Below are 13,831 nucleotides of genomic sequence, written 5' to 3' on the forward strand. Positions count from 1 at the left end.
ACTAAAAGGTTTCAGCACAATAGCGGCCTACAGCGTAGGTAAGCAACCTTGGCGGCCCTCCACCCTGCGGCGCTATTCAAGGTGCCCACAATGCGCTGTACTTGTATGACTTCAACCGCAGCAACACACCGAAAAAGCTGCGCGTGTTTATCGACTACCTGCAAACTCACCTCCAGCCTTGATAAAAGCGAACCTCTTCATGCTCTATCGCATTGCCGCCGACAGCCTGGTGCTGTTCCACCTGTGTTTTATCCTGTTCGTGCTGTTTGGCGGGTTGCTGGCCCTCAAGTGGCGGCCGGTGATGTGGCTGCACCTGCCCGCCGCGGCCTGGGGCGTGGCAGTGGAAGTGTTCCACCTGCCCTGCCCGCTGACCCGCTGGGAGAACCTGCTGCGCCACCTCGCCGGGCAGGACGGTTATGGCGGCGGTTTTATCGAGCATTACATTCTTACGCTGATCTACCCGGACGGGCTGACCCCACAGATTCAACTGGGGCTGGGCGCCGTGGTGTTGCTGATCAACAGTGCGGTGTATGTACGCTTGATCAGACAGCGTCAGGCAAACACCCCAGACCGAGCAACGTAGCTTCCACCGCCTGCTCCAGCGGCGTGTGCGGCTCGCGCCCCAAAGCCGCGACCAAGCGCGTGTTATCCAGACGCAATGGGGTTTGCCACAGGTAACGCATCTCCTGCATTTCGCGAAGGGTGACGACAAAGGGCGCGGCCACTTTCAGCAACCACCATGGGAAACGACCTACGCGTGGTTGCTGGCCCGTCCTGCGCAACACCTCCTGCTGGATCGCCTGGGTCATCTGCGTGCCATCCGTGTCCATATGCCCGGCCATATGAAAGCGCGCAAAAGCCTCCAGGGTTGACCGGCGTTCAAGCAACTCGACCATGGTGCGCGCCACATCCGGCAAATAAGCCCATTGATGCGCCACACCCGGTGCGCCCGGATAACTGATGGCGTGTACCGGTTTACCGGGTTTGATCAAGCCTTGGGCAAACCAGTTGTTGGCCACCCGAGCGCCGAAAAAATCCCCGGCGCGCACAATCAACACACGGGCGCCACGGCGGGACGCCTGTTCCAGACGCTGCTCGAGTTGTACGCGGATAGCCCCCTTGCGCGTTTGCGGGTGCTGCGGCGAATCTTCATACAGCACCGGAAACACATCCGGCCCGAAGTTGTAGACCGTGCCCGGCAACACAATCGTCGCGCCCTCGGCGATGGCCGCCGCAATGCTGTTGTCGATCATCGGCATGACCAGCTCAGCCCAATTGCGGTAACCCGGTGGGTTGACGGCATGTACGATCACCGCACAACCACGGGCCGCGGCGCGTACCTCATCACGGTTGAGCGCGTCGCCCTCGATCCAGGAAAAGTCGGCATTCGCGCGGCGCGCCTTGCCCACATCCCGCGTCAGTGCACACACCTCCCAGCCTGCCGCGTGCAGTTGCCGCGCCACTTCACCGCCGATCCCGCCGGTTGCCCCCAGCACCAGAACCTTGCTCATGACCTTCTCCTGCATTAGTTGGTGAGGCCATTGTGTGTGCAGCCTTGCTATAGATAAATTGCCGAAGACCATCCTGCCGCTATACATTTATGCATGGCATCGACTATTGGATGGGAGCTTTACCGGTCGTTCCTTGGCGTACTCAAGGAGGGATCGTTATCGGGTGCCGCGCGGCAGCTCGGTATCACACAGCCTACGGTGGGCCGGCACATCGCGGCGCTCGAAGCCGAACTGGGCGTGGTGCTGTTTACCCGTTCGCCTGCCGGGCTGTTGCCGACGGCGGTGGCCCACACCTTGCGCGCCCATGCCGAAACCATGGAACGCACTGCCGCGGCCCTGGAGCGCGCCGCGTCTGCCCACGGCGATGAAGTGCGCGGGGTGGTGCGGGTGTCGGCCAGCGAGGTGGTCGGCGTGGAAGTACTGCCGCCGATCATCACCCAATTGCGCCGCGAGCACCCGCACTTGCGGGTTGAACTGGTGCTGACCAACCGCCTCAGCGACCTGCTGCAATTGGAGGCCGACATCGCCGTGCGGATGGTCCGCCCCAGCCAGGAGCAACTGCTGGCGCAGCGCGTCGGCCTGATCGAAGTGGGACTGCACGCCCGCGACGATTACCTGCAACTGCAGGGCGCCCCTTTGCAGATGCAAGACCTGGCTGGCCATTCAGTGATCGGCTTCGACCAGGAAAACGCGTTTATCCGCAGCCTGGCGATCAAGGGCTTTGAACGCAGCGCCTTCGCCATCAGCAGCGACAGCGACCTGGCGCAATTGGCGCTGATCCGCGCCGGTGCCGGTATCGGCGGCTGCCAGGTGCAACTGGCCAAGCGCGACCCGCGTTTGCGCCGGGTACTGCCCGATGGCTTTGCGCTCAAATTGGACACCTGGGTGACCATGCACGAAGACCTGCGCAACAGCCCGCGCTGCCGGGTGACATTCGACGCGCTGGTGCAAGGTTTGCAGCGTTACGTACAGGATTGAGACAGCTTCACTGGTAAAGAATCAGTCTCCCTCAGTCCCTTCATAGACGCCCCCATGTCCGAAGCCTTCGAAGTCCCCAGCCCCCACGAAAAACACATCGAACACACCACCGAACATGCGCACGGGCGCGGTGACAATTTCGCCAGCCGCATCGCCGTAATGACCGCGTTGATGGCCACCCTGGGTGCCATGCTCAGCTACCAGGCCGGCTCCACCGAAAGCGAAGCGGCCATGGACAAGAACAACGCCGCCATCATCAAGACCGAAGCCGCCAACCAGTGGAACTACTACCAGGCCAAATCCAGCCGCCAGAACCTGGCGGAGCTGGCCACGCATATTCCGGGTGTAGATGCCGCGCATTACAAGGACGAAATCGAGCGCTACAAGGGCCAGAAGGAGGAGGTGCGCAAACAGGCCGAGAAGCTTGAGGCGACATCCAAGGAATGGGACCAGAAATCCGAAGAGGCACTGCACCAGCATCACCGCTGGGCACAGGCAATGACCGCGATTCAGATCGCGATTTCGTTGGCGGCGATTACGTTGTTGACGCGTAAAGAGTGGCTCAAGCGCCTGTCCTACACCGCAGGTGGAGTGGCGATGGTGCTGGGTAGCCTGGCCTGGCTGCACCTCTGACAGCATGTGGGAGCTGGCTTGCCTGCGATGGCGGTGGGTCAGGCAACATCACTGTTTGCTGAACCACCGCCATCGCAGGCAAGCCAGCTCCCACATTTGATCTGTGGTGTTTTAACGGTTGGGTTCCATCTCGGCATCGCTATATAGTAAAACGCATAACGACCAGCACAGCCTGACTGCGAGGGAACACCGGTGACTGCACAACCCAAAGAAGCCGTGGGCGCCGCCTACAGCATCGACGCCATGCGCTACGCCCAAGCCATGACCTGGCAAGCCATCGAACACCTCGCCCAACGCATCCGCCCTGGCATGCTTGAATCCGAGGCTCGCGAGCTGGGCAAACAGGTACTCACTGAGCTCGACATGCAACGCATCTGGCACCCGCTGCTGGTGCGTTTCGGCGCCAACACCCTCAAGGCTTTCAACCAACGCTCCGAAGGCGACCCGGTGCTGGCTGAAAACGATATCTTCCTCATCGACATGGGCGCCGTGTGGCAAGGCCATGAAGGCGACGCCGGTGCCACCTTCACCGTTGGCAACGACGCGGACATGATCGCCTGCGCCAACGCCGCCAAGGCACTGTTCGACCGCGTACAATCACGCTGGAAAAATGACCACGTGGCGGGCCTTGAGCTTTACCGCTACGCCCAAGAGCAAGCCCAAGCCATGGGCTGGCGTTTGAACCTCGACATCAAAGGCCACCGCGTCAGCGACTTCCCCCATGCCATCCATCGCGGCGGCGACCTGGGCGATTTCGAGCATTACCCGAATGCCGGGCTGTGGATTCTGGAAATCCAGATCGCCCACCCGAGCAAGCCCTACGGCGCTTTTTACGAAGACCTACTCGCTTAAGGAACATCCATGGAACGCTCCACCCAATTTCCCGTGCTGCTGTTTTCCTACGGCACCTTGCAGGACAAAGCCGTGCAACTCGCCAACTTCGGCCGGGAACTGGTCGGCCATCACGACGCCATGCTCGGCTATGCGCAAAGCTGGGTAGAAATTACCGATCCGCAAGTGCTCGCCACCAGTGGCAAGACCCATCACCCGATTGTCGCGCCCACCGAGGAAAAGGCTGCCAGCGTTGAAGGCATGGTCTTTCAGATTAACGAGCAGGAACTGGCGGCAGCGGATGCGTATGAGGTGTCGGACTACAAGCGTGTGTCCGTGGCGTTGGCTTCGGGTCTTACAGCGTGGGTGTACGTGCAGGTGTGAAAATGAAACATCCGGGTAATTGATTTCAATCTGCCAGTGTGGGGATTAAAATGGCGCCCCCTCGAGAATTGAATCCCGGGGGTCAGTCCATGGAGTTTCACAGTGAAGTACGTCAGTAAAGTAGTTGCAGCAGCTGTTCTCGGTTTCACCCTCGCAGGCTGCACCGGCACCGCCATCAAATCCCCGCAGTACGACAGCAGCCAATACACCGTTTTGGGCCACAGTGAAGGCAGTGCCACCGGCATCATGTTGCTCGGCGTCATCCCGATCGGCCAGAACAACCGCTTCGTGCGCGCCCAGGATGCCGCCATCAAGGCCAAAGGCGGCGACGCGCTGATCAACACCCAAGTGCAGGAAAAATGGTTCTGGGCCTGGGTACTGAATGGTTACACCACCAAGATTTCGGGTGATGTGATCAAGCTGAAAACCGCGCAGTAAGTATCAAGTTGTCAGGGCGCAGACCCTGGCAAGCGACGTATCATGGGCCAACCATTCGAGGACGGCCCATGAACCTCAGTATTCTCTACGCACTCGCCGCTGCTGCCCTGTTCGGCGCCAGCACGCCGCTCGCCAAAAGCCTCGGCCTGAACCTTTCGCCCGTACTGCTCGCCGGCCTGCTCTACCTCGGCAGCGGTCTAGGCCTGGCCTGCGTGCGCCTTATCCGTGATCGCGGCTGGAAACCCAGCGGGCTGACCCGTGCTGAATGGCCCTGGCTGCTCGGCGCCATCGCCTTCGGTGGCATCCTCGGCCCGGTTGCCTTGATGTTCGGCCTCACGCGCACCGCCGGCGCGACCGCCTCCCTGATGCTCAACCTTGAATCGGTGCTGACTGCCGTGATCGCCTGGCTGGTGTTCAGAGAAAACGCCGACCGCCGCATCGTCCTCGGCATGCTCGCGATCGTGCTGGGCGGCGTGGTGCTGTCATGGTCCGACGGCGGCGGCGCCAGCCACGACTGGACCGGGCCGTTTGCCGTGGCGCTGGCGTGCGTGTGCTGGGGGATTGATAACAACCTGACGCGCAAAGTCTCGGCCTCGGACGCGCTGTTTATCGCCGGCGCCAAGGGCTTGATAGCCGGGCTGGTGAATGGCAGCCTGGCGCTTTACCTCGGCGCGCAGATTCCAGGGATGGCACAGCTGGCGCCGATCTTGTTGGTTGGTTTTTTGGGGTATGGCATCAGCCTGGTCATGTTCGTGCTGGCGTTGCGGGGGTTGGGCAGCGCACGCACGGGCGCTTACTTCTCGACGGCGCCGTTCCTCGGCGCGGCTGTTGCCCTGCTGGCATTTGGGGAATCGGTAACGGTGGCGTTCTGGATTGCATCCGCGCTGATGGCCGTGGGCGTGTGGCTGCACCTGACGGAGCGGCATGCCCATGAGCATCTGCATGAAGCGACGGAACATGGGCATCGGCATGTGCATGATGAACATCATCAGCATGAGCACGGGTTTGAGTGGGACCCGGCGCAGCCGCATAGCCATGTGCATGTTCATAGTGTGATGCGGCATAGCCATGCGCATTTTCCGGATGTGCATCATCGGCATCGGCATTGAGGATGGCGTCTTTGGCAGCCATATAAATGGGTTTGGGCAACGTCCTACAGCTCATTCGGAAGCGTCGGCCTGCCGCTTCAAAATTGCAAAGCCTATAGTCACTCGGTCGCCCACAGGGCGAACGGGTTTGGCGACTCGACTATTAAGACGGCAGAAGTCTCCCGGCAGATTTGCGGGATGCGCCTGCACGCAATAAGCTGCTCAACGGCTGCTGTGCGTGGGAGACCTTCGGGTCTGCCGGTCTTTGTCCGTTCTTATACCGGTTCGCCAACCTGCGTACAGCGGCCACCTTTTGTTTGGCGACAAATGCGTGGCTCATATTCCTCTAAGTGAACGGACTTAACGCATGAACCAATACATAGCCCTCACCAGCAACGACAGCGCCACCCCTGCCCTTTTTGTCGATACCACCGTCCCCCTGGAAATTCTCCTCGACGCCGCGAGTTTTCGGCTGCGTGCCGTCACCCAAGTCCTTGAGAACCTTGCACTGCGCAGCGAGATCAGTAGTGATGCCGTTGTTCTCAGTGATTTTGCCCTGCTGTGCTCAATCCCGTTACGCGACGGCTGCGATTTGCTGGACGTCATAGGCCGACGCATGGATGTACCCGGCGCGTGATCTAGAAACGGCAGTTTTCAAACTCCAGAGATCACAAAACCCCTGGTTTCTCCCGAAATCAGGGGTTCGATTGCCTCGCACGGAGTGCGTGACGAGACTCAAATAAATCTGTCCTTTTCCTTTCTCAGACGGCGGCTTTAGCGTCCACCTGGTAAAAATCCGCCATGTAATCCACAAACGCCCTGACCTTGGGCGCCAAGTGCCGGGATTGCGGGTACAGCGCGTAATAACGCCACTCGCCCATCGAGTAGTTGGGCAGGATGGGCACCAGTTGCCCTTGCGCCAGGTTGTTGCGCACCGTCGCATGCGTAAAGCAGCCGATGCCGGCGCCGGCCAGTGTGGCGGCGTGCAAGGCAGTGATGGTGCTGGTCTTGAATTGGCCTTTGGGCGTGACGCTCATGGTTGCACCACGGGCCGAGGTGAGTTGCCAGTCTGATGCCTCCCCGACAAACCTCAACAAGCGGTGCTCGTCGAGTTCCTGGGCGGTGCGCGGTAAACCGTGGGTGTGGATGTAGGCAGGCGACGCCACCAGCACGCGTTTTGAAACGGTGAGAGTGCGAGCGATCAGGGTGGTATCGCCCAGGGCGCTGGCGATGCGGATGGCGACATCAAAGCCCTCAGCCACCAGGTCAACGAATTTGTCGTCGCAGCACAGCTCAAGTTCGATATCGGGATAACGCTTCTGAAACCCCGGCAGCCAGTGCGGCAAATCCAGCGTGCCCACCACCAGCGGCACACTGACCCGCAACAGGCCTTCGGGGCGCTGATGCCCCTGTGCCATGGCCTGGGTAGCTGCATCGAGGCGGTCAAGAATATCGACACAGGCTGCGAAGTACTGCTCCCCAGGGCCGGTCAGGCTGAAACGTCGGGTATTGCGGTTGATCAACTGAACGCCCAGTTCAAGTTCCAACTGCTGCAACTGCCGAGATATCGTCGAGTGGGTGGTGTCCAGCCGCTCTGCCGCAGCAGAGAAGCCCTTGGCCTCGACAATGCACCGAAAGGCGCGCATGGCAGATAGCTGGTTCATGAAGCGGGCGTTACTCCAATGAGTGATCAGGCTGATCAGTGAACCGGCAGGGCAACGATTTGTGCGGTGGTCAGCACTGAACCGAAAGTGTCTTCGATCTCGGCCAGCGCCGAATCATGCAGCTCGTCCTTGGTCACCGAACGCCCATTAGCGCGAGTGATGGCGCGGGTTGCCGTAGCGTCGGATGCTACCACAACGTCGTAGCCCAACGGCGTGGCGTCGCGGGCTGCAGCGGCGACACAGGCGTGAGTCATGAGGCCGGAAATGATCAGCGTCTTGATCCCGGCGTTCTTCAACTGGGCATCAATATCGGTGCTGGCAAACACGCTGACGGTGGTTTTCTGAATCACCTTATCTTGTGGGCGCTGCTTCATCAGCGGATGGAAATCCACGGTCTTCCCATCTTTGGCAAATACTGCGGCGCCATTTGGAGCGATGTGCTGCACGTGGATCACCTGGATGTGTTCCTTGTCTGCGAATGCAATCAGGCGCTGGGTGTTTTCGAGGGCTTTCATGCCATCCGGGATCGGCATGCGGCCGGTGTAGTACTCATTCTGGAAGTCGATCACCAACAGTGCGGTGGTCTTGGCGTCCAGTTTGTCAGTTGGCTTGGCACCGAACATGGCGCGAATGGTTGGGTGTGGGTTAGCCGGTGCCTCGGCGGCGGCAGCAAACTGGCCGAGGCCCATTATCAAGCCCAGGCCGATGACGGCAGATTTGAGCAGCTTGGGCAGAAGGCGGCTCGATGGAGTGGCGAATGTGCAAGTCATGATGCAGTCCTGTTTGACGAGTTGAATTAGGGTGCTGAAAGGCCGACCGTTAGCGCACAGACAAGCCGATGACCTGGGACGTGGTCAGCACGTCACCAAAAGTGTCTTCAATTTCGGCGAGTGCCGAGGCATGCAGTTGGTCCTGGGTCACCGACTCACCGTTGGCGCGAGTAATCGACCGGGTCGCCGATGCATCGCTCGCGACCACGATGCCGTAGCCCAAAGCCGCACCATCACGGGCCGCACCCGCGACACAGGCGTGAGTCATCAAGCCGCAGATGATCAGGGTACGGATGCCCTGGTGCTGAAGTTGGTTGTGCAGGTCAGTGCTGGCGAACACGCTGACTCTGGTCTTCTGCACCAGTGTGTCTTGAGCGCGCGGCTGCATCAGTGGGTGGAAATCGACGGTGTTGCCGTCCTGGGCAAACACTGCAGAACCGGCTGGCGCGAGGTGCTGGATGTGAATGACCGGGATCTTCTGCTGGTCGGCGAATTCGATCAGGCACTGGGCGTTATGTAACGCGGTGGCGCCGTCGGGGATCGGCATCTTGCCGTTGAAATATTCGTTCTGGAAATCGATGACCAACAGTGCGGTGGTGGCTGGATCAAGCTGGGTGACGGGTGTTGCGCCAGACATTGCGCGGATGGTCGGTTGAGAGGGGTTGGTCATTTGTGCGTTTCCTTAAACCGTGACGGGGTGAGTGGCGTCGAGTTTAAGGGGGGCTTTCATGTTTGAAATACACACAGGAATGAACAATATCTGTGCAAAAACTGCACATTTATTGCGAAATAAACCGGTCGTGTCCAGCTAATATCAGGCAGTTAAGAGGTCACTTTATTGTGGCGAGCAGGCCACCCCTGTGTTGATCCACGAAGCGGTGTAAGCACTTTCTTACTGGCCCACCAAGAGAAGTGAGCGATTGAATAAATCCGTCCCGTTTTTCAGTGTTAGCCAGTTGAGGTGGGATTGGTATACCAGCCATACCGGATCTGGTATCCACGCTCACAAAAAAGCCCCCCACACTTGGCTTCGATGTGGGGGGCCTGTTTTATATAAGTGGCGTTATTCGAATTTCGCTTTCAATCTAACTTTCGTGAACCGTCGCAATCGGCCAATCGAAACCGACCGATCGCTTCTAGAAACCCGGGCTATTTACCTATATCTGGGTGTGGGTGTGAGCCTGTAACGAATCCGGCACACCAGTGCGAATTAACCCACCTTCCTCAATCCACGTTTGGGTCGACTGGTAAGCGCGCTTTAGGAGCTGATCTGTTTGGCTGAAATCGAATACCGAAGCATTTAATGGGCACAAGGGCGCAACAACGTGAATAGACGCCCGCGGAGCGTACAACTCAATATCACGTACCAGTTGACGCATGCTCATTAAATTGAGTGTGTGCAAGGCTAATGCAACGAGCCCGATCGGCGGATTAGGGCAGGCACAACCGAAACCAGTTGGTACCACAACAACACGAGTGGCCCCTAGTGAGATTGCACTGGCAATAGGTGTGTTGCTAGCCACGCCACCGTCAATTAAGAGTTTGTTACTTATTCGGACGGGTGGAAACACCAGCGGGATTGCTGCACTGGCGAGTAAGGCCTGTTCAGCACTGCCACTGGAAAGTAACTCTTCAGCACCGCTGAGCAGATTGGTGGTGACGATATACAAAGGCAACTCAGTATCTTCGATCAATTTCACCGGCAGCGACCGGCGCACCAGGTGTTGTAACGCTGAAGCGCGTAGAAGATATCCACGACGTCGCAATATTGCCGTCAGGGTGTCGATTACAGAAAATGGAAACACATCCGCCTTTCGCAAACCCCGCCAGAAGTCAGCGAGCTCAGCGATCCCCTGCGCATTCGGCCTGGCTGCGAAATACGCACCATTGATGGCCCCGACAGATGCGCCGACCACCAGATCGAATCTAATGCCGTCTTCCACAAGAGCTTGCAACATTCCAACCTGAACCGCACCGAGGCTACCGCCACCTGCGAGAACGAGTGCAGTTTTTACAGTCGCCATGGCAGACCTCCAGTGGAAATCTCAGTACCATTTTTCGAGTGCCAACATCCAGGCAGTTGGGAAATCACCATGATGCTCACATATCAAAAACAGACTGGTACTCCGCAATTGCCGAAAAAACCTTTAAACGCGCTCGGTGCAAAAGCACTCTTACGTTAGTCAGCGATATTCCGAGGAGCGTAGAAATTTCATCCAGCTCCAATCCAGAGCGCTCTCTCAGTATCAACACGCTTCTTTGCAGATCCGGTAGCGCCTCAAGAGCAACGTTAATTCGAGCATATAGCTCGGATTCGCTCAGAAGTGCTTCGGGGCTATCTTCATGCAACGCCCCAGGCGAAGTGTAGGAAAGATCATCTACAAATAAAACGCTTCTTCCTTCAACCCAAGAGGTCCATGGGATACAGTTCGATTCACTGCGCCGAGCTTTGTATCTACATTTCGCCGTATTCGACGTGATCCTTAGCATCCAGGTTTTTAAGCTGGATCGTCTCTGAAATTTCCCCATGCCTCTCACAATCGCAAGCCATGCATCTTGCACTACATCGTCCGCATGGCGCGGCCCCACGATTCCATAAGCTATGGCCCTCATTGCGCCCTGATGCGTGCACACCAAATCACGATATGCGTCTTGTTCTCCGCGCAATAGGCGGTCCAAAAAATGAGCGTCATCCGTGGCGTTCATGGCAGTACCTGACTGTGGTCCTATCATGATCGTAGCTGTCCTTGGCAGGAATGATGGTTCGGATCAAGAAATGCCTGAACCGCTCATCGCACTGCATCGCTTGATGATCTCGGATACTCATCGCACTCGAGCCCTCAAGAGGACATACGGATCAATCCCTCCGCTGGATGCACAGCACAGAGAATCAAATAAGGGAGGAGATTAGGTATGGCAATGAATCGCCTTTGCTTTGATTGACACCATTGAGTTGCAGCTACCTGCCAAAGTTAGCCAACCGCATACCCAATCAACGGCGCAGAGATGCAATGCATCTCGCGAACAAAAAACACACCAAAAATGCGCACTAGTCCCATGACGGCCCCATGGGGCTATTTTTTGGACGCCAAAAACCACAAACCCCCGACTTTCACTAGGAAAATCAGGGGTTTGTGTTTGTAGAATGTGGCGGTGAAGGAGAGATTCGAACTCTCGATACAATTTCTTGTATACACACTTTCCAGGCGTGCTCCTTAAGCCACTCGGACACTTCACCGTATCTCGTCAAACCAGTTCAGTCTGTCGAGGCGCGCTAATGTAGTCGAAAGCCTTTCTGATGGCAAAGGTTTTTTTCAGAATTTTCATGCGCTTAGACGGTTATGCCGGGACTCGCTCGGTGAGGGGTGGTGAATCTGCCATTCTTGGGCATCGGTCGCGGGCGTCTGGCGCGGCGGCTGTGCCCTGCTGCGGGCCGTCTACCCTTGGGAATGCGGGAAAAGTCTGACTGTGTAGTCAGTCACGGCGCTTTACCGGGGCGGGCGTGGTGGGTAACGTCTGCGCATGCGCTTCTATTAACAGCCTATCTATAACAATTCCTACAAGGAACCGCGTCATGAGTGACCTGATTGCCTACCACCTCGAAGACGGTATCGCGACCCTGACCTTGAGCAACGGCAAGGTAAACGCCATTTCTCCAGCAGTGGTTGCTGAGTTCAACGCTGCGCTGGATCAGGCCGAGAAGGATCGGGCGGTGGTGATCATCACCGGCACGCCGGGGATTCTGTCGGGTGGTTATGATTTGAAGGTGATGACCGCTGGGCCTAAAGAAGCCATTGGCCTGGTGACATCGGGTTCGACGTTGGCGCGGCGCCTGTTGTCGCACCCGTTCCCGGTGATTGTGGCGTGCCCTGGGCATGCGGTGGCCAAGGGTGCGTTCCTGCTGTTGTCGGCGGATTACCGGATTGGCGTGGAAGGCCCGTTCAGCATTGGCCTGAACGAAGTGGCGATCGGCATGACCATGCACCACGCCGGTATCGAGTTGGCGCGGGATCGTCTGCGTAAATCGGCGTTTCATCGTTCGGTGATCAATGCCGAGATGTTTGATCCGCAGGGCGCGTTGGGCGCTGGCTTCCTGGATAAGGTGGTGGCGCCGGAGGAGTTGCACGCAGCGGCCCTGGAAGCGGCGCGGCAGCTGAAGAAGATCAATATGAACGCCCACAAACACACCAAGTTGAAGGTGCGTAAGGCACTGTTGGAAGCCTTGGATGATGCAATCATTCAGGATCAGGGCCACAACCTGGGCTAATGCCCTATAGCTGAGTAGCTAAAGGCAACATCTGTTCTGAGCGGGCTGTTGTGGCGAGCGGGCTTGCCCCGCGTTGGGCTGCGCAGCGGCCCCAGTAAAGGCACTGAGGTTTCGCCTGAAAGAACGCGGGGCCTGGTTTTGGGGCTGCTTCGCAGCCCAACGCGGGGCAAGCCCGCTCGCCACAGAATAGGTGGCCACCGTTAATAATTGTGAAGATACCTAAAGCTGATGTGCCAAAGCCCGACCTTGAGTCGGGCTTTTTCTTACAAATAAATCCGAAACGTCTTTAGCCGCTCTAGTCGGGCTATGTCGGCGTACGTTGAAACATGTGCTTAAACATCGCCCATCTCCTACGTCTGTAGGGGCAATTGCCGAATACAGTGCACATCCGTACACTGCGCCACCTTTTGTCCCGATGGGCTGTGTCGATGCTTTTTCTGTTACGTATGTTGTTGATGGGCCTGCACTTTATGGTCGCCGGGGTATTGGGCGTACTGTTGGGTGTGTGCCGGCCGTTCAACCCGGACAACAGCCGCCTGTGTGCTCGTCTCTATGCGTTGCCTGCCATGCGTATCCTGGGCTTGCGCCTTAAGGCTGATGTCGACTCGCTGCGTAACAAGCCCGGCACCTGTGTGGTCATCGCCAACCATCAGTCCAACTATGACCTGTTTATATTCGGCAATGTGGTGCCCCATCGCACCGTGTGTATCGCCAAAAAGAGTCTGAAGTGGGTGCCGTTGTTCGGCCAGTTGTTCTGGCTGGCGGGCAATGTGTTGATTGACCGTGGCAATGCACACAAGGCGCGCCGGGCGATGCTTACGACCACACAGACCTTGCAGAATGAGGACACCTCGATTTGGGTGTTCGCCGAAGGCACACGCAACTTGGGTAACGGCTTGCTGCCGTTCAAGAAGGGCGCGTTCCATATGGCGATTGCGGCTGGCGTACCGATTGTGCAGGTGTGCGCCAGCACTTACGTCAAGCATATGCAGCTCAATCGCTGGAACAGCGGTGAGGTGCTCATACGCTCGTTGCCGCCGATTCCTACCGTCGGGCTGACTTCGGATGACATCCCGGCGTTGATGCAGACGTGTCAGGCGCAGATGGAGGCATGCATTGCCGAGATGGACCATGAGCTGCAAACCGCTTGGGCACCTGCGCCTTTGTGATTGCTGGGGGGCTTCGCCCCCAGCGCAAGCGAGCTTGCTCGCCACAAAAAGCTGACCTCTGCACCGCAACAAGGGAACGCCATTCAGGCTAAGCTGCC

Annotated in this window: 16 protein-coding genes and 1 tRNA gene; 10 read left to right on the forward strand and 7 right to left on the reverse strand. The window is 58.0% G+C overall.

The features are described from left to right. Nucleotides 1–199: 199 nt before the first annotated feature. A complete protein-coding gene (locus HX790_RS08660; RefSeq protein ID WP_176991429.1) occupies nt 200–583 on the forward strand; it encodes a DUF2784 domain-containing protein in 384 nt (127 codons plus the stop codon). On the opposite strand, the gene HX790_RS08665 is transcribed toward HX790_RS08660, so the two are convergent. Beyond that, the gene (locus HX790_RS08665; protein ID WP_176991430.1) at nt 543–1,511 is read right to left on the reverse strand and encodes an NAD-dependent epimerase/dehydratase family protein; all 969 of its coding nucleotides are present in this window, start codon (nt 1,509–1,511) and stop codon (nt 543–545) included. The two genes, HX790_RS08660 and HX790_RS08665, sit on opposite strands and share 41 nt — an antisense overlap. Before the next feature lie 93 nt (nt 1,512–1,604). Between HX790_RS08665 and HX790_RS08670 the strand changes: the two genes are divergently transcribed. The 7 genes from HX790_RS08670 (at nt 1,605) to HX790_RS08700 (ending at nt 6,500) form a co-directional block, all read left to right on the forward strand. After that, nucleotides 1,605–2,489 (forward strand): LysR family transcriptional regulator, encoded by an 885-nt coding sequence (locus tag HX790_RS08670; protein WP_169984998.1) that lies wholly within the window; start codon nt 1,605–1,607, stop codon nt 2,487–2,489. A 54-nt stretch (nt 2,490–2,543) separates the two neighbouring features. After that, nucleotides 2,544–3,122 carry a DUF4337 domain-containing protein gene (locus HX790_RS08675; RefSeq protein WP_017134636.1) on the forward strand — a complete coding sequence of 193 codons (579 nt, stop codon included), beginning with the start codon at nt 2,544–2,546 and terminating at the stop codon, nt 3,120–3,122. 192 nt (nt 3,123–3,314) lie between these two features. Further along, entirely contained in the window at nt 3,315–3,974 is a 660-nt protein-coding gene (locus HX790_RS08680) for a M24 family metallopeptidase (protein ID WP_017138309.1), read from the forward strand. 9 nt (nt 3,975–3,983) lie between these two features. Further along, complete coding sequence (locus tag HX790_RS08685) at nt 3,984–4,337, forward strand: gamma-glutamylcyclotransferase family protein (protein ID WP_017138310.1); 354 nt, start codon at nt 3,984–3,986, stop codon at nt 4,335–4,337. Between the two features lie 102 nt (nt 4,338–4,439). After that, nucleotides 4,440–4,775: a hypothetical protein gene (locus HX790_RS08690; protein WP_017138311.1), complete on the forward strand. Its 336-nt coding sequence runs from the start codon at nt 4,440–4,442 to the stop codon at nt 4,773–4,775. A 68-nt stretch (nt 4,776–4,843) separates the two neighbouring features. Next, entirely contained in the window at nt 4,844–5,884 is a 1,041-nt protein-coding gene (locus HX790_RS08695; RefSeq protein WP_176991431.1) for a DMT family transporter, read from the forward strand. A gap of 346 nt (nt 5,885–6,230) precedes the next feature. Further along, complete coding sequence (locus HX790_RS08700; protein ID WP_170039313.1) at nt 6,231–6,500, forward strand: short-chain dehydrogenase; 270 nt, start codon at nt 6,231–6,233, stop codon at nt 6,498–6,500. 124 nt (nt 6,501–6,624) lie between these two features. Here the strand turns inward: HX790_RS08700 and HX790_RS08705 are convergent, their stop codons facing one another. The 6 genes from HX790_RS08705 to HX790_RS08730 form a co-directional block, all read right to left on the reverse strand. Beyond that, entirely contained in the window at nt 6,625–7,527 is a 903-nt protein-coding gene (locus tag HX790_RS08705) for a LysR family transcriptional regulator (protein ID WP_176991432.1), read from the reverse strand. Between the two features lie 35 nt (nt 7,528–7,562). Next, nucleotides 7,563–8,297, reverse strand: a complete 735-nt coding sequence (locus HX790_RS08710; protein ID WP_176991433.1) for a cysteine hydrolase family protein — start codon at nt 8,295–8,297, stop codon at nt 7,563–7,565. Nucleotides 8,298–8,346: 49 nt separating this feature from the next. Further along, nucleotides 8,347–8,967, reverse strand: coding sequence for a cysteine hydrolase family protein (locus tag HX790_RS08715; RefSeq protein WP_176991434.1), 621 nt, complete (start codon nt 8,965–8,967; stop codon nt 8,347–8,349). Nucleotides 8,968–9,454: 487 nt separating this feature from the next. Next, nucleotides 9,455–10,321 (reverse strand): patatin-like phospholipase family protein, encoded by an 867-nt coding sequence (locus HX790_RS08720; RefSeq protein ID WP_169985010.1) that lies wholly within the window; start codon nt 10,319–10,321, stop codon nt 9,455–9,457. A 76-nt stretch (nt 10,322–10,397) separates the two neighbouring features. Beyond that, on the reverse strand, nt 10,398–11,003 hold the full coding sequence (locus HX790_RS08725; RefSeq protein WP_099548773.1) for an RNA polymerase sigma factor: 606 nt from the start codon (nt 11,001–11,003) through the stop codon (nt 10,398–10,400). Nucleotides 11,004–11,445: 442 nt separating this feature from the next. Continuing rightward, nucleotides 11,446–11,535, reverse strand: a tRNA-Ser gene (locus HX790_RS08730). 336 nt (nt 11,536–11,871) lie between these two features. Between HX790_RS08730 and HX790_RS08735 the strand changes: the two genes are divergently transcribed. Further along, nucleotides 11,872–12,564, forward strand: a complete 693-nt coding sequence (locus HX790_RS08735; RefSeq protein ID WP_169985014.1) for a crotonase/enoyl-CoA hydratase family protein — start codon at nt 11,872–11,874, stop codon at nt 12,562–12,564. A 428-nt stretch (nt 12,565–12,992) separates the two neighbouring features. Further along, the gene (locus HX790_RS08740) at nt 12,993–13,733 is read left to right on the forward strand and encodes a 1-acyl-sn-glycerol-3-phosphate acyltransferase (RefSeq protein WP_169985016.1); all 741 of its coding nucleotides are present in this window, start codon (nt 12,993–12,995) and stop codon (nt 13,731–13,733) included. The last annotated feature ends 98 nt before the right edge of the window (nt 13,734–13,831 follow it).

This window comes from Pseudomonas sp. IPO3747, from assembly GCF_013385245.1.
GTDB classification, from domain to species: Bacteria; Pseudomonadota; Gammaproteobacteria; order Pseudomonadales; family Pseudomonadaceae; genus Aquipseudomonas; species Aquipseudomonas edaphica.